At 41.1% G+C, this 14,999-nt stretch carries 17 protein-coding genes, 1 tRNA gene and 1 riboswitch; of the genes, 13 read left to right on the forward strand and 5 right to left on the reverse strand.

Features of this window, described 5'->3' with window-relative positions; all coding sequences use genetic code 11:
* The first annotated feature begins 59 nt into the window (after positions 1-59).
* Positions 60-1,172 (forward strand): GNAT family N-acetyltransferase, encoded by a 1,113-nt coding sequence (locus P6N53_RS04625; protein ID WP_304541549.1) that lies wholly within the window; start codon positions 60-62, stop codon positions 1,170-1,172.
* A gap of 59 nt (positions 1,173-1,231) precedes the next feature.
* Positions 1,232-1,723, forward strand: coding sequence for a hypothetical protein (locus P6N53_RS04630; RefSeq protein ID WP_304541550.1), 492 nt, complete (start codon positions 1,232-1,234; stop codon positions 1,721-1,723).
* An 83-nt stretch (positions 1,724-1,806) separates the two neighbouring features.
* On the opposite strand, the gene P6N53_RS04635 is transcribed toward P6N53_RS04630, so the two are convergent.
* Positions 1,807-2,028 (reverse strand): hypothetical protein, encoded by a 222-nt coding sequence (locus tag P6N53_RS04635; RefSeq protein WP_304541551.1) that lies wholly within the window; start codon positions 2,026-2,028, stop codon positions 1,807-1,809.
* A gap of 145 nt (positions 2,029-2,173) precedes the next feature.
* On the opposite strand from P6N53_RS04635, the gene P6N53_RS04640 reads away from it, so the two are divergent.
* The 5 genes from P6N53_RS04640 to P6N53_RS04660 all read left to right on the forward strand — a co-directional run bounded on the left by P6N53_RS04640 (position 2,174) and on the right by P6N53_RS04660 (position 5,721).
* Positions 2,174-2,401, forward strand: coding sequence for an FmdB family zinc ribbon protein (locus tag P6N53_RS04640; RefSeq protein WP_304541552.1), 228 nt, complete (start codon positions 2,174-2,176; stop codon positions 2,399-2,401).
* Positions 2,402-2,554: 153 nt separating this feature from the next.
* Entirely contained in the window at positions 2,555-3,454 is a 900-nt protein-coding gene (locus P6N53_RS04645; RefSeq protein WP_304541553.1) for a potassium channel family protein, read from the forward strand.
* A 53-nt stretch (positions 3,455-3,507) separates the two neighbouring features.
* Complete coding sequence (gene bshC / locus P6N53_RS04650; RefSeq protein WP_304541554.1) at positions 3,508-5,127, forward strand: bacillithiol biosynthesis cysteine-adding enzyme BshC; 1,620 nt, start codon at positions 3,508-3,510, stop codon at positions 5,125-5,127.
* Positions 5,128-5,194: 67 nt separating this feature from the next.
* Positions 5,195-5,410 carry an NEDD8-activating enzyme E1 regulatory subunit gene (locus P6N53_RS04655; RefSeq protein ID WP_304541555.1) on the forward strand — a complete coding sequence of 72 codons (216 nt, stop codon included), beginning with the start codon at positions 5,195-5,197 and terminating at the stop codon, positions 5,408-5,410.
* 119 nt (positions 5,411-5,529) lie between these two features.
* Positions 5,530-5,721, forward strand: a complete 192-nt coding sequence (locus P6N53_RS04660) for a hypothetical protein (protein ID WP_304541557.1) — start codon at positions 5,530-5,532, stop codon at positions 5,719-5,721.
* Here the strand turns inward: P6N53_RS04660 and P6N53_RS04665 are convergent.
* Complete coding sequence (locus P6N53_RS04665; protein WP_304541558.1) at positions 5,689-6,465, reverse strand: LCP family protein; 777 nt, start codon at positions 6,463-6,465, stop codon at positions 5,689-5,691. The genes P6N53_RS04660 and P6N53_RS04665 overlap by 33 nt on opposite strands.
* 82 nt (positions 6,466-6,547) lie before the next feature.
* On the reverse strand, positions 6,548-7,399 hold the full coding sequence (locus tag P6N53_RS04670; RefSeq protein WP_304541559.1) for a methyl-accepting chemotaxis protein: 852 nt from the start codon (positions 7,397-7,399) through the stop codon (positions 6,548-6,550).
* A gap of 187 nt (positions 7,400-7,586) precedes the next feature.
* Here P6N53_RS04670 and P6N53_RS04675 point away from each other — a divergent pair, with 187 nt between their 5' ends.
* Positions 7,587-8,141, forward strand: coding sequence for a pyruvate kinase alpha/beta domain-containing protein (locus P6N53_RS04675; protein ID WP_304541561.1), 555 nt, complete (start codon positions 7,587-7,589; stop codon positions 8,139-8,141).
* 125 nt (positions 8,142-8,266) lie between these two features.
* On the forward strand, positions 8,267-9,889 hold the full coding sequence (locus P6N53_RS04680; protein ID WP_304541562.1) for a methyl-accepting chemotaxis protein: 1,623 nt from the start codon (positions 8,267-8,269) through the stop codon (positions 9,887-9,889).
* Positions 9,890-9,922: 33 nt separating this feature from the next.
* Here the strand turns inward: P6N53_RS04680 and P6N53_RS04685 are convergent, their stop codons facing one another.
* Positions 9,923-10,045 (reverse strand): hypothetical protein, encoded by a 123-nt coding sequence (locus tag P6N53_RS04685; RefSeq protein ID WP_304541564.1) that lies wholly within the window; start codon positions 10,043-10,045, stop codon positions 9,923-9,925.
* Positions 10,046-10,237: 192 nt separating this feature from the next.
* On the opposite strand from P6N53_RS04685, the gene P6N53_RS04690 reads away from it, so the two are divergent.
* The 4 genes from P6N53_RS04690 to P6N53_RS04705 all read left to right on the forward strand — a co-directional run bounded on the left by P6N53_RS04690 (position 10,238) and on the right by P6N53_RS04705 (position 14,656).
* Entirely contained in the window at positions 10,238-11,641 is a 1,404-nt protein-coding gene (locus P6N53_RS04690; protein WP_304541566.1) for a VanW family protein, read from the forward strand.
* Positions 11,642-11,841: 200 nt separating this feature from the next.
* The gene (locus P6N53_RS04695; RefSeq protein WP_304541568.1) at positions 11,842-13,365 is read left to right on the forward strand and encodes a Ppx/GppA phosphatase family protein; all 1,524 of its coding nucleotides are present in this window, start codon (positions 11,842-11,844) and stop codon (positions 13,363-13,365) included.
* A gap of 282 nt (positions 13,366-13,647) precedes the next feature.
* The gene (xth, locus tag P6N53_RS04700; protein WP_304541569.1) at positions 13,648-14,436 is read left to right on the forward strand and encodes an exodeoxyribonuclease III; all 789 of its coding nucleotides are present in this window, start codon (positions 13,648-13,650) and stop codon (positions 14,434-14,436) included.
* Between the two features lie 143 nt (positions 14,437-14,579).
* A tRNA-Pro gene (locus P6N53_RS04705) sits at positions 14,580-14,656 on the forward strand.
* 125 nt (positions 14,657-14,781) lie between these two features.
* Here the strand turns inward: P6N53_RS04705 and P6N53_RS04710 are convergent.
* A complete protein-coding gene (locus tag P6N53_RS04710; RefSeq protein ID WP_304541571.1) occupies positions 14,782-14,886 on the reverse strand; it encodes a DUF3789 domain-containing protein in 105 nt (34 codons plus the stop codon).
* Between the two features lie 11 nt (positions 14,887-14,897).
* A riboswitch (cyclic di-GMP riboswitch) is annotated at positions 14,898-14,981 on the reverse strand.
* Between the last annotated feature and the right edge of the window lie 18 nt (positions 14,982-14,999).

Consider the following 14,999-nt stretch of genomic DNA (forward strand, 5'->3'; position numbering starts at 1 on the left):
TCACCATAATAGACAAAAGGTCATAGACTGCAGTAATAAAATGTTATGGAGGAGTCATCGTGATCGAAATCATTAAGGTCAATAGGGAAAATCATTGGCAGCAATATTTTCAGGTGGCCAGGGAGATTTATAGGGGAGATCCCCTGTGGACTCCTCTGCCGGAGAACAGTCAAAGACTTATGTTTAATAGGCAAGCAAACCCAGTATTAAAACATGTTGTATGTGAATTGTTTCTGGCCATTAATGATAAAGGGCCTGTGGGACGTATCGCAGCCATCACGGATGATTTTCTGCCGGATAAAAAGGTTGGCTTCTTTGGATGTTTTGAAACAATCAATAGTCAAGAGATTGCTTCGGCATTGCTTGATGCTGCTGCAAAAAGCCTTAAAAGCAGAGGGAAAAAGCAAATTCAAGGACCTGTTACACTTAATACCAGTCAGCAGGTTGGATTACTGGTTGAAGGTTTTAAATTCCCTCCCCAGATGATGATGCCCTACAATCCTCCCTATTATCAAAAACTCTTGGAAACAGCCGGCTTTGAAAAACTATTGGATCTTTATGCCTATCCCTGGAAACCTGATTATACCAGGAACCGCAAGACTTTAACTGCGATAGCTAAAAGGGCATCCAGAATTCCAGGTGTAAGGGTTAGACCAATAAATCTTAATGATCCCATGGGAGAAGGTAATAGATTAGCGGAGATCCACAATAAGGCCATGACGGAACAATGGGGTTTTGTGCCCCTGACCCAGGAGGAGGCTGCCCACTATTTAAGGGAAATGAGGAGTTATGCGGATCCTGATTTGCTGACCTTTTGCGAGGTAGATCATCAACCAGTAGGTGTTTGCTTAATAATGCCGGATGTTGGTCACGAGCTTCGTGCTTCCAGGATGTCACCCTTTTCCATGCTGCACAATATTTTTGGGCCAAAATCCTTACGGGTTGGTGTATTAGCTGTAATACCGGAATATCGTCGTAAAGGTGTAGTTGCTCTATTAATTGATCGAGCAATTGATATTGCCCTAAGAAAGGGATACAACCGGGGAGAAATGTCTCTAATTATGGATAGTAATGAGCAAATGAACCGCATCATTACCAGCAAAGTTGTTGGGAAAGCCCATAAGGTCTTCCGAATATATCATAAACCAAATTTGCAAATTGGAAAAAATTAGAACAACTTAGGCTACCTTGGCGTATTATGTCAGTAAAGTCCTTTGAAAGGAGTCAGAACATGTTTAGACAATTACCAAATCTTAATGATCCCAGGTTGGCACTCTTTGGACTTACGTTATTTAGTAATGCCAACCCTGGATTGGAAAACAAGCTGGAAAGCTTTGCTCAGGTATTGGAGGCAACTAGAAACTCCATTTCTGCAATAAGGGCAGAAATGCAAAATTATCAGACCTCAATGTATTCTCTAGCCCAGTTGCCACAAAAGGCTGCAACAAAAAATGAATTCACAACACAACCGGTTCATCCTATGGAGGAGGAGCCTTCGGTACAGGAAAATTATACAAACCAGGAATATAATCAAACCTATTCCAATGTGCCCTATCAGGAAAATTACGAAATGCCTGTAAATACCATGGAGGTAAAGAAAAAAGAGCCGGGCAAAATCAAAACACAGCTAGAACGGCAGTTGGAAAAATTTCTAGAAGAAAAGCCTGATAAACTAGAAGACTTCTTAAACGATATAGAAAAAGTACTTAAAAAGTATCGCTAACCTAGAAAATTGGTTGTACCTCTAAAAGTAATTTAATTTGGCTAAACAAAAAAATCCACAGGGGTGGATTTTTTTGTTTGTATTTAAGAATCCTGAAGAATTTCCGCTTGATAACCGGCAGACTCTACGCTATTTTTGAGGTCCTGGGGTAGAATATTATATTTTTCATAAATCACTTGAACTCTACTACTATTAGGTTCAACTGCTACATCTAGTACGCCCGAGTATTTGCTCATGGCATTGATTACCTGAATTTGATCCGTGGAATTTTTCATTCCCGATACGTTTAAGACCAATTCGGCCAATTTACATCACCTCCCGGAATTAAGTTCCCCTGATTTAAGAAAAAATATAGTGAAGATTAGGATAGGTTATGTACTGTTTGAAGGAATTTATTTTAAGTTGTAGAATATGTTATGGTCTCAAATAGATTTCAGGAGTGATAAATCCATGCCAATCTTTGAATTTGTATGTAAAAGCTGTAATAAGCCCTTTGAAAAGCTGCTGCTTGCCGGTCGCGAAACAAAAGTAACTTGTCCTGTGTGCAACTGTGATGAAGTAGAGAAAAAGATCTCAGCCCCTTTTCTACCAAGTTCAGTTGGCAGGCCTGCCAATGATTGTGCTACACCCAGCTGTGCTGGAGGCAGTAAGGAAGGCGGCTGCCAGCCGGGTGGCTGAGGAATTTAATAGGTTACGGTCGTAACTTAAACTACCGGGGAATAGTATCAACCCCGGTTTTTTTATTTTTGTAGTTTAAGGCAACCCACGATTTCCCTTCTAACCTGTCCCATTAATGGAATATAGATTGATTAAGGGGACGGGGAGGTCTATATGAATTTATTAGAGCTAATACAAAGCTTTGCGGTCATTTTTGCACTTCTGGGCACTATGGTGCTCCTGATATACTCCTTTTGGCCAATGGAGAAGGGACAGCGGCAGGTAGTTAGATTTGGTCTTGGAGAGCTTCTTCAGAGAGTAATTTATATTCTTCAATACTCGCTTATTTCAATTGCCCGAATTCCCATAATATTACTTTGTTTTTTTATAATATATGGTTTTATCCTATCCTTTTATTATTGGTACCGCCAAACTGATTATGGGTTAATTATGACTTTAGGGCTCGCCATAATAACGACCATTATTTCATTAATAGGATTGGCCCTACTTCTGGCACCTATAATCTTTATTACTCAAAAGGTATTATTTGATCATGCTGTAGAATTAAGAATTTTTCGCATAGCCATTTATGCTGTAATAGTACCTTTTTTATATATTTTTATTATCCATGAATTGACCCCTGGACCCCTGGTAGAGGGTATAATGTTATCAGGGCTGGTAATTAGCTTTTACCTTATTTTTAGGGGAATAATCCTATGCCTCCAGGCGCCCATGGCGGTGTTTACTCAATGGTGGGGTAATAGGTATGTACCAATTTTAATGGTCATATCCTGGCTATCAATGCTTGTTTTTAATCTTTATACCATGATATTGCTTGTTTCAAACACCGACCCCTACTCCTTTGTTGATGAATCTGGTCCGGTTACTGAACCTTTAAGACTTTTATATTTCACTATAACCACCTTTACCAGCGTGGGGTACGGGGATATTACTCCCAGAGGGAGCTATGCCTTTTTTATCACTATAGTGGTTTCATTAACTGGTTTTTTATACTCAGCATTGTTTGTTGGTGGAATTCTGGCAGCCTTTACCTCCCGGAATCCAAGAGACTAGTTCTTTAAGTATTTTCTTGGCACAAGCCGATTTTTCTTTAGGAGGAATGTAGTTTGCACACAGAGGAAATTGAATGGTATTATTCACAGCCCCTGGCCAGGGCTTATCTAAGCCATTGGCAGAGTGTTAGCCATTTCTTTGAATATAATGCCAAGGACCCCCAGTCGATTAAGGAGCGCTTTAAATATTTAATGCAGGGGTCAAATAAAGGCTGGTGTCAATTGGCTCAACATTTAAAAGACTATAATCAAATGCTAGGCTGTGATGCTAATACCCTAAGCAACATTGACCTTTTATCCAAGGGTCAGGCAGTTGCTGTGGTAACAGGTCAACAGCCGGGTATCTTTACTGGTCCTTTGTATACCATTTATAAGGCTATGGGCTCAATAAAACTGGCAAAGGAACTTACCAGGGAGTTAAACTATTCCGTTGTTCCGATTTTTTGGATAGGGGCCGATGATCATGACTTTGAAGAAACTAACCATATTTTTGTTCCCACTTCCCTGGGCCCCCAAAGGATCGGTATTGAGGATAAGCCAAGGGGACGCATTTCATTGGCCCATATTCCCGTAACTAACGAATTGTCCAAGGCAATTCAGCGGTTAAAGGAATTAACACCGCCCATGGGTTGGCAGGAAGAAGGACTTGCCTTATTAAAGGAGACAGCGAACAAATATAATAATCTTGCAGATTGGTTCGCTGGGATAATGACAGAGTTATTTACTAGATGGGGATTAATTATGATTAACCCTGTGCAGCAACCAGTTAGACAGTTATCCAGGGAAGTATTTTATCAGACAATCAAACTTGCACCCAAAATTGATCAGCAATTGCAACTGACAAGCCAGATCATCAAGGAGAAGTTTATTCCCCAGGTGCAGGGTGAAGAGGGAAAGGCTCATCTATTTATTTATATTAATGGTGAGAGGAAAGCCCTTTATTTCAGGAAGGGTTTATTTTGTAGTCGAGAAGGTAGTATGGCCTGGACTCCTGACGAGTTAGCCGGCCTGGCAATGAATAAACCCGAGATGTTTAGCCCCGATGTTGTGCTTAGGCCAATTGTTCAGGAAACATTGATGCCAGTTGTGGCTTACGTGGGTGGACCGGGGGAAATCAGCTATTTTGCCCAGCTAAGGCAAGTATTTAAGCTGTTTAACCACAACATGCCTGTCATTTTTCCTCGACCAAATATTACACTGGTGGAACCCTTAATGTCTAAGCTAATGAAGAAATATCAAATTCCGGTAGAAAAGATCTTTGAGGACTCTTTAAATATTGTTCATCAATATTTGAAAGAATCAGATATCCTTGGGATTAATACAAATTTTAACATGTTCCGAAGCAATTTGTTTGAACAACACAGCAAGCTTGTGAAAGAAGTATCTAGCCTTGACCCGGAATTAAAGGTCTTAGCCCAAGAAAATATAAAACGTCTCAAGAAAGTGATTAATTCCTTTGAAGAAAAGGTAAAGCAACGCCATAGGAAGAAAAACCAGGAGGCAGTAAGACAGATTACCAAGCTAGCCCATATGCTGCAGCCATTAGGAATGTGGCAGGAAAGGGTCTATAATGTCTTCCCCTTCCTTATGAAATATAATATCTCTATCCTTGAGGATATTTACAACACCATAGATGTTTATGATTGGAGGCAAAAAATTATATATTTTGATTGAGAAAGTATTCACTTTCCTGTGAATTTGGAATAAAATAAGTAGAAAGTAAGAGGGGAGGTTTGCAGGCATGAAGCACCAAATCAATATTCATGAAGCAATAAAAAGGTTCCGGGAATTAAATCTAGCAGTATTACCAGTACCGGGAACCAGTAAGTACTGTGTTTCATTCCCTGAGGGGCAATGCACATTACTAAAGGAAAAAATGCTTCTAGAGATGGCCTGCAGTTTGAAGGAAAAACAGGCAAGTGAAGTTTATAAGCACCTGCAGGCCTCCGCACGCTGATACAGAAAATCTTCACCAAATCGGTGAAGATTTTCTTGCTCTGGGAGAAGTATTACTGTGTGCTCATAACTGGTAAATGATATAGTATTATTTATAGTACGTTTAGATTGGAGAAAACCATGGTTGCTGTTAGCTTTTTCTTTGTATTGCTGGGTAGTATTTTATTATTTCTAGGTATTATGGGTATTTTTTTTATGAAAGTCATTGCCAGGGATCACCCTTGGTTAGAAAAACAAGGGCAAAACATAAAGATAATAACAGCCGCTGGTATTATCTTTTTAATTCTCGGCTTGTTGATGGCCACGACATAGTGAAGAGACGGTACTTACTTCACCCATTATACTTTTCCAGGCAGCAGGTTCAACATAGCGGTAACGTAAACCATCCTGATAGTAATCCTTTCCACGAAGTGCTTTTTTAGTAAGGATAGTGGGTCCCCTGTGATTCACAACCCGGTAAATTTTCAACATCAATTCCGGCCTTATATCAGTATCTACCTGGGTTGTAAATAGCCATAAAAGCTGGGGAACCTTTTTGATACCGTTTGGGGAGATAATGCTTGATGCCATTGCCCTAACGACGTCCTGATCATCCTTGCGGCGTTCTGCTCGGGTATCCTCGAAGGCCTGAAGTAAGGTAGTATGGTTACCCTTTACATCAACTATGCCAACGATACTGCTGGCCTTTTCCACCACTGGCTGGTCAAAGGTTATTTGTCCGTCAATCTGCACCCCCAGTAATCTTTCTAAGTTATCCTTAAGCACGGAACGACCTTGCTTTTCCCATAACAGACCAATGGTGGTTGACTTGCTCCTATGCTCAATGGTAGTAAATACTGGGATTGTTAAAATGCCAACCCTGCTGGTGACAGAATCAAAGCACATAATTGTTAGGGCTTTAATCTCTTTCCCGTTTGTCCATATACACATGATATTAGATGAGTTATCGTTGTTTTCCCTGGCCTCTAGGATTTTAAAGGGCGTAATTGTTGAAAGAACAATTATTGTTACAATAAACACCAGACGCCAGTGTCTAAGTTTACATATTTTTTTCATGGGAATTAGTATTTTCCAAAAAAAATACTCTTATAACAAAATATAAGAGTATTTTGGAAAAATTTTATTTAATTGCCTTTGATTAATTGGCAAACTCAGAGAGCTTTTCGGCAAAGCCCTTCATTTCTTCAGCCATATGATTTAACTGCTGAACAGCCATACCAACCTGTTCAGAGGTATTTGATTGCATCTGGGCTATACCGGCTGTTTCTTCTACTCCGGCAATAATAGTTTTCATGGATTCCTCAATATTAGATAATATTGTGCTTATCTTTTTGGCCGAGACAACACTATCCTCAGCCAGCTTGCGAACTTCATTTGCTACCACGCCAAAGCCTCGACCATGGTTGCCGGCCCGGGCTGCCTCAATGGCTGCATTTAATCCTAACAGCTTGGTTTGATCCGCTACCTTTTTTATAAAATCAATAACTTCATCTGTGTCTTTGATGTGTTTTTCAGCTTGGAAAACAGCAGAGTTTAATTTTTGACAGTGGGTACCAAGAACAGTTGTTACGGCATCAATGGCCTCGGGAACTGCTTGAACCGCCCTGTTAAGCTCTTCAGCCATACCTGCCAATTGCTGGGCCTGGGCCTGCAGTTCTTGAGCGGCCTCTTCCTGACTGCTGGCGATGGTATACATTAGACGAGAAACCATGGCATCAGCCACACGGGTGTGATCTTGTTTATTTTCTAAAATAGCCTGTCCTACAGTGGCATTGCCTGTAACATCCAATACTATATCGAGGTTGGACATTTTTAAAAGCTCTTTAAAATCAGTAAAGGTTTGTATTTTCTGCAGCTTAGCCATTTTGATAGCAGGTGCGTTAGGGTTTACATCAGCTATACCTATTACCGACAACTCAGGGAGTCCGGAGATAAGCTTTAACATGGACATGCCGCCTCGGCCACCGCCAACAATGCCTACTTGAATCAAGGTAATACCCCCAATCAAAGTTCAAGTGAAAATCAGAATAATGGCACTAATTAATGTTAATTCTATGTTAACCTAAAATTTCCTCTGAAGATTTTGAATTATTTTACCTTTAATGTTTGAAACATGTATTTTTAAGTTATTTTGGTATATTATTTAGGTTATATAAAACAAGGGAGGATGAATTTTAATGTATTGGGACCGGGAAGGACAGGAAAATACTTCAGCTACCCTTGAGGCAGCCATAAAATATGCCCGGAGCAAGGGAATAGGACATATAGTAGTTGCCTCCAGTTCAGGTGCAACGGCAGAAAAGATGGTTGATTGTGGTCTAGAGGTAATCTGTGTAACCTATCAGGCGGGTTTTAAAAAACCTGGCGAACTTACTATTAAGAAGGAAATGAAAGACAGATTGGAAAGCTCGGGAATAAAAGTATTAGCTACTACTCACCTGATGGCCGGGTTAGATAGGGCCTTGAAATTTAAGTTTCAAGGAGTCTACCCAGCGGAAATTATGGCCCATACCCTAAGAATGTTTGGTCAAGGAGTAAAGGTTTGTATTGAGGTGGCCGGAATGGCCCTAGACGCTGGTCTTATTCCCCATGGACAGGAGATTGTTGCAATCGCGGGTAGCGGTAAGGGAGCTGATACAGCCGTTGTGCTAACCCCTGCCCACTCACAATATTTTTTCGATACCAAGGTGAAGGAAATTATCTGTAAACCCAGGGAGTTTGAACACCATTAAACACTGTTTGAGAATTGTACAGTTCCTTCTGGATTGACAGTATATAATTATGTAAACGGTTATTGTCAAGCAGGTTAACAAGACCTATAATAAGATAAACTGTCAAAAGATGGGGGAATGAGCATATGATACCAGGCCTTAGGAAGCTAACTCTTACAAGGTCAATTAGAGGCAAAATGCTGGCAGGCTTTGGCATTATCCTGATACTTGCTGCGGCAGTTAGTTTCGGTATTTTATATACCTTTGACAAGGTGACTCATTCTTATAATAACTTGATAGCTTCAGAGGTCACCGTTATGAATCAAACCCATGCAACCCTGGTTAGATTTGAACAGGCAGCCCTAGATCTGAGGGGTTATATGCTAACCAGTGACCCCAATTACATGATGAGGTACCAGGAAGGTGTTGAGGCCGTCAAAGAGGCCATCACCACTCTGGAACAATATATTAATTCCAGTGAAGGAAAGAATTACTATAATTCTCTGGACAATGCCCTTACAGAATTTGAATCCTATGCCAATGAGGCAATACAGGTGAAGCAAGCTACTTTATTAATAGAAGATAAGATAGAGGGCCAGCAAAGGATAGAGGGATTTTTGAATCAGGAAAAGGGTACTGTTGAGCGGGTAGTACAGGCTGGCAACGCTATTGTTTATCATATGGAAGACCAGTTGGAAAAAGGAAAGCAAAATAATAGTAACATTGTGGCCACCGTAAGACAAGCTGCAGTGATGGCCATAAGTGCTGCCCTATTGCTGGGATTGGGGGCTGCATTATTTATGGTAAATTTAATTAATAAGCCTATTAAAACCCTTACTGAGCATGTTGGTAAGGTGGCAGGGGGAGATTTAACTTCCAGTCAAATTATTGTTAATAGTCGAGATGAACTGAGGGTGTTAGCTGATAGTTTTAACACTATGACTGATAATTTAAGAAACATCCTGAATCAACTTAAGGAAAAAGCTGCCACCGTTGCTTCTGGTGCCCAACAATTGACTTCAACCATTCAACAAACCTCCTCAGGGATTGCCACATCGGCCTCAGCCATGCATGAAATGGCCACAACCGTTGAACAGGTGACTGATAACACCTTGGTTGTGACAAAGGAGGTTGGGGCTGCCGCCCAATATGCCAGGGAAGGCCAGCGGGCGGTGGATAATATTCGGGGGCAAATGAACAACATCGCCGCCTCCACCGTCCAGGTGGGTAAAGCCATAGGTAATTTAAATAATATATCCCATGAGGTATTTAAAATAGTTGACTTGATTACGGAAATTGCTGAACAAACTAACCTACTGGCACTAAATGCAGCTATTGAGGCGGCCAGGGCAGGAGAACAGGGACGGGGCTTTGCAGTGGTGGCAGATGAAGTGAGAAAACTTGCCGAGAGGTCAGCCAATGCGGCGGGAGAAATTAAAAAACTTATAGTATCTGTACAAGAAGAGTCAAATAGTGCTGTCGTAGCTATGGATAAAGGAACCCTTGAAGTGGAAACAGGTGGAGCAGTGGTATTGCAGGTGGGGTCAACCCTGGAGTCGATTATTCAATCGGTTCAAGGACTAGAGGAACAGATAAGGGACGTTGCTGCTGCCTCTGAACAAATGTCTAAAGGGGTTACCGGCACTGTGGCAACAATACAAGAGCAGACCGCCATTATGGAGGAAATTGCTTCTATGGCAGATGGATTTTCGGTCATGGCCTCGGAACTTGAGAAAATCTCCAATGCTTTTAAATTAAAAAATGAATAGGTAAAAAAGGGCAGGGGTACTGCCCTTTTTTTACTACTTATTTTGGTCGGAGTTTTTTTCCGGTACCTCCCTAAACTGGTTGCGTAACATCTTGTCCGTGGTTGCACGGTAGTTGATGCCAGCAAATCCCTTTTCGGTTAGTTTGTTTTTAGTCATTTTTTCATCCCTCCTTGAACTTAGTCTTTGTAACTGCTTAAGTTTTAAACTAAATATTATTGTATGAAAAACCAATATTTGCTTTTGAAGTAAATAAGTTGTCAAAAAAGTTACTTTTTGAGTAACTTTTCTACTTTTCCTTCGTCATATAGGTATATTCATTACTTAGTTAAGAAGGAAGAAGGGTATAGGGTGAGAGGAATCAAGGCCATATACATGGTCCTAAGTGTTTTGTTGCTTAGCAGCATACTTTTAGGTTTGCTGGTGAAGCTGGAGAATGCCGAGGCTAACAGGATACCCCAGGGGGTCTCGGTTCGGGGTGTAGATATATCAAATTTGGAAAAATATAAAGCGGAGGAAAAACTAAAGGATCTGGAGCAGCAAGTATTAACTCAAGTATTAACCCTGGTATACGACGACAGATCCTGGGAATTTACTCTTGAGGAACTGGGAATTACCCTTGACCTTAATAAAACCATAGAGCAGGCTATGGACAGGGATGGAAGTGCCCTGATTACCCGTCTTAAAAGCTATGTTCACCCGGTGAATAATCAAATTGGTATCACTCTGGTAGTTGATAAAGATAAGGCGCTGTCTTGTCTTAGACCCATTTGCGCAGAAATTGAGAAGCCGGCTAAAGATGCAGTGTTAAAAATATCTGGGGACGGCAGAGTAGAAATAATTAGGGACGAGAAAGGCAAGGAAGTTGACAGCGAAAACTTATTTCAAAATTTGGTAGAAGTAATAAATCATCAGGATGATATGAGATTAAATATTCCGGTAAGGGAGATAATTGCTCAAAAAACTTTTGAAACAGTTGAAGCCATGAAGATAAATGGACTGATCGGACAGTACACAACTTACTTTGATGGTGAAAACCAAAACCGTGTAACAAACATTAGAATTGCTGCTCAGAAAATAAATGGTCTAATTATGACTCCTGGTCAGGAGTTCTCCTTTAATAATTTTGTTGGTGAAAGATCCAGCAGTGCTGGTTTTTTACCAGCTAAGGTTATTGTGTCCAATAAATTTGACGAAGCCCTTGGGGGAGGTATTTGCCAAGTTTCATCAACCCTATATAATGCAATACTTCTTGCTAATCTAAAGCCGGTAGAGAGACATAACCACTCTCTAGCCATAAGTTATGTCCCCCTAGGAAGGGATGCGGCGGTGGCTTGGAACCTTTTGGATTTTAGATTTTCTAACCCACTGGATTGTCATATCTATCTGCGTACAGTGGTAGCTAAGGATTACATTACCGTACAGGTTTTTGGCAATACTGCAACGAAAAAGGATATTACCATTCGCAATTGGGTTTCTGAAACCATTGAGCCTGAGCGTATTTACGAGATAGATCCCGAATTGGGCATGGATGAAGAGATCATAATGGAACCGGGTTACAAGGGCTATAAGGCACATGCTGAGAGAGTTATAAAGGGGAGCGACGGGTCTGTTTTGGTAGAAGCTTTGCCAGACAGCCGGTACCTGTCCACGGACCGAGTTGTTCGAATTGCCCCAAAGCAGCATAATAAGGATATACAACCACTTTCTAAGCCAACTCAGGTCACTGAAACTAATGTTTTAACGGAGTTTTAGATTATAATGCAAAGCACCAGACCCATTATGGTATTTAAGGGAGGTGCTTTTTTGTTTTGGAAAGTTGTTAAAAATATTTTTAATCTGTTAAAATAGACTAAGTCATTGCTTTAAAAGAAGTAGAAACCAAATTTACCACCGGCCTTCTGAAGCTTATCCTTCAAGGTTGATGGTACAATTTTTTGAAATAGGAGGAAATTATGTCCAGAAGAATCGGAATAATTGATCTCGGTTCAAACTCTATTCGGCTTATCCTTATGAAGGTCTGGGACAATGGTTCCTATAAGCTGCAGGACGAGATTAAGGAAACGGCTAGAATTGGTGAAAGCATGGGGCCTGAAAGGGTGATCAAGGTACCTGCCATTGACAGGGCTGTTCAGACTATCCGGCTGTTGCAAAAGTTTTGTTATGCCAATAAAGTAGATTCTGTACATGGAGTTGCCACTGCGGCTATACGTAATGCCGTAAACGGTAATGAGGTGTTGGAAACCATTATGAAGGAAACGGGAGTTTCCTTTCGCATACTCTCCGGTGAGGAAGAGGCCAGGTATATTTATTTAGGGGTAGTTAACAGCCTAGAATTTAGTGATGCCCTGATTGTAGACATTGGGGGAGGCAGCACAGAATTGATCCTGTGCAGAGAAAGAATGATTACCCAGTGGACAAGTCTTCCCTTTGGGGCGGTTAATATCACTGAAAACTTTTTAACCTCCCCACAAGTCAATGAGGAACAAATTGGACGGTTAGAGGACTACTTGAAGGAACAGTATAGATCTGTTCATTGGTTGGATATGGCCAGGGGTTTAGAGGTCTTGGGGGTTGGAGGCACCTTGCGAAACCTTGGCAGAATGGATCGTAAGCGGACACGCTTTAGCTTAAATCTTCTGCACAACTACAGGGTGCATACAGAACGTGTCAAGCAAATTTATAATCTCCTAAAAAAGGGTTCAGTGGATGAACGCAAATCCATTCCTGGATTATCTAAGGAAAGGGCTGACATCATCCTGGGTGGTATGGCAGCGGCGTCCAAACTATTGGATTTTACCGGGGCACCAGGAATTAGGGTTAGCGGCTCTGGCTTAAGGGAGGGGGTATTTTACGAATACCTTTTTAGGAATCGTTTAGATCCGGTTGTGGACGATGTAACCGAGCATAGCGTTCAGAACCTTATGGATTTGTACCAGGTAAAGAGAAATCACGCCGAACATGTGGCCAAACTATCTTTATCATTGTTCGACCAGCTGCAGCCCCTACATGGCTACGGCGCCTGGGAGAGAAAAATCTTAAGGATTGCAGCCCTTCTGCACGATGTTGGGAATGCTGTTAGTTATTATAACCATCATAAGCATACCATGTATGTACTGCTAAATGCCCGGATAAATGGTCTTTCTCACAGGGAACTTGTGTTAGTGGCTCTGGTGGCTGCTAGTCACGGCAAATTAGATCTTAAGTTTAAATTGCAGCAGCATGCCGATGTATTATTTCCCCAGGACGGAATTTTGGTCCGTCGTCTAGGCGTATTGATACGCATGGGGGAAAACCTGGATCGTACAGAAGCCGGTGTAGTTGAGGATGTGGTTTGCACCATCAAGGCAAAAGAAGTGCAAATTGACTGTATCTCTACGGATAATTCCGATTTAGAAATTAGAGAACTTTATAAGAAAGTGACTAATTTTAATAAGGTATTTGGAATTAAGTTTAAGTTTCCAAAGGAGGAAGCTTAATCTAGGGTGTAAGGGATAAAATATGATATAGAATTCTTTTCTAATGAATATGATAGTGGTATGACGGAGCAGAATGCCACTAAACCAGATAGATATACCTTGATAGGAAAAGTGCTGACAAAAGTAGTTCCCCAAAGATTGTGGGCTCCGTGCAAGGAAGGGGTGTAAGCCTGTACATGTGGTTAGTGCTTTTCGTGTTTTTTGCTTTAGCTGTGTGTCTAAAAAGTGTTTTAGCTAGCCTAGGAAGAATATAGTCTTAAACAAAACTAAGGAATGATTGCATTGTATTTTAAAATTGCCAGTTTTAATATAAATTCAGTACGCGCCAGGAAAGAAATGTTAATTCAGTGGTTGGGGGAAAATAAACCTGATGTGGTTTGCCTGCAGGAAACCAAGGTCATTAATGCAGATTTTCCAGCAGCTTGCCTTTTGGAGGCGGGCTATAACTCGCTATTTAAAGGGAGAAAATCTTATAATGGTGTGGCTATCCTCAGCCCCCATCAAATAAATCCCTTAAACAGTGACCTTGGGTCTATTGCGGAACCAGATGAAGCAAGGCTCATTGCCGCTGAGATAAAAGGTATTCCAATAGTTAATACCTATATTCCCCAGGGCCAATCCCCGGAGAGTGATAAATTTAGCTATAAAATATCCTGGATTAAGGCCTTAAAGGAATACTTTGATTCAAATTTTAAACCTGATGAGCCATTACTTTGGCTGGGTGATTTTAACGTAGCACCAGAACCTGAAGATGTGCACGCACCCAAAAGATTACTTGGACGTGTAGGCTTCCACCCCACCGAGCATGAAGCCTTGGATTATGTTAAGTCCTGGGGCTTTAAAGATATTTTCCGCCTACACCACCAATCAGAGGGTGGACATTTTACCTTTTGGGATTATCGTGTTCCAAAGGCCCTGGATAGAAATTTAGGCTGGCGTATTGACCATATTTGGGCTACCGCTCCCCTGGCTAAGCGATCAACAAAAGCCTGGATAGATATTGAGCCAAGAAGGAAGGTAAAACCTTCCGACCATACATTTATATTGGCAGAGTTTAATATAGATAGCTAGTTATGTTAAATGTACTAGCCGTTTTGCTTTTATAGTTAAGGCGGCTAGTTAAGAATAGTATTTTTCATGTTGACTTTTCTTAACGCATTAGCTATAATAACATTTGTCGACAGGCCGAGGGGCCTGGAAATACAAGCAAAAATCGGGGCGTAGCTCAGTTTGGGAGAGCGCTACCTTGGGGTGGTAGAGGTCGCAGGTTCAACTCCTGTCGCTCCGACCAGTTAAAGCAAGTCTTCTGAGAAATCAGGAGACTTGCTTTTTTGTTGGCCCAAGGGATCCAATGGCCCAATTGGAATTAAAAAGCCGAGGGTTCTGTATCCTTCGGCTTGTAGGGTAATTTTGTTTTTAATCATCATAAACGGTATCATTTGTTTCCCGGGAAGCCACTAGTAGACATGTTGTAAGGATCCCTAAAAATGCACCAACAAAAACACCAGCTATAAAACCCACTAATATCCTCCTTTGGTAACTGGCTGGCCTAGCTTTCCACCTTAGCCCCTGTAGTTTTGCGTCGCCACTTTTCAATGGGTTTGCCTTTATCTTTCTAGGATTTGTTTTTACTA

The sequence above is a fragment of the Desulforamulus aquiferis genome (assembly GCF_030577015.1).
GTDB lineage: Bacteria > Bacillota > Desulfotomaculia > Desulfotomaculales > Desulfotomaculaceae > Desulfotomaculum > Desulfotomaculum aquiferis.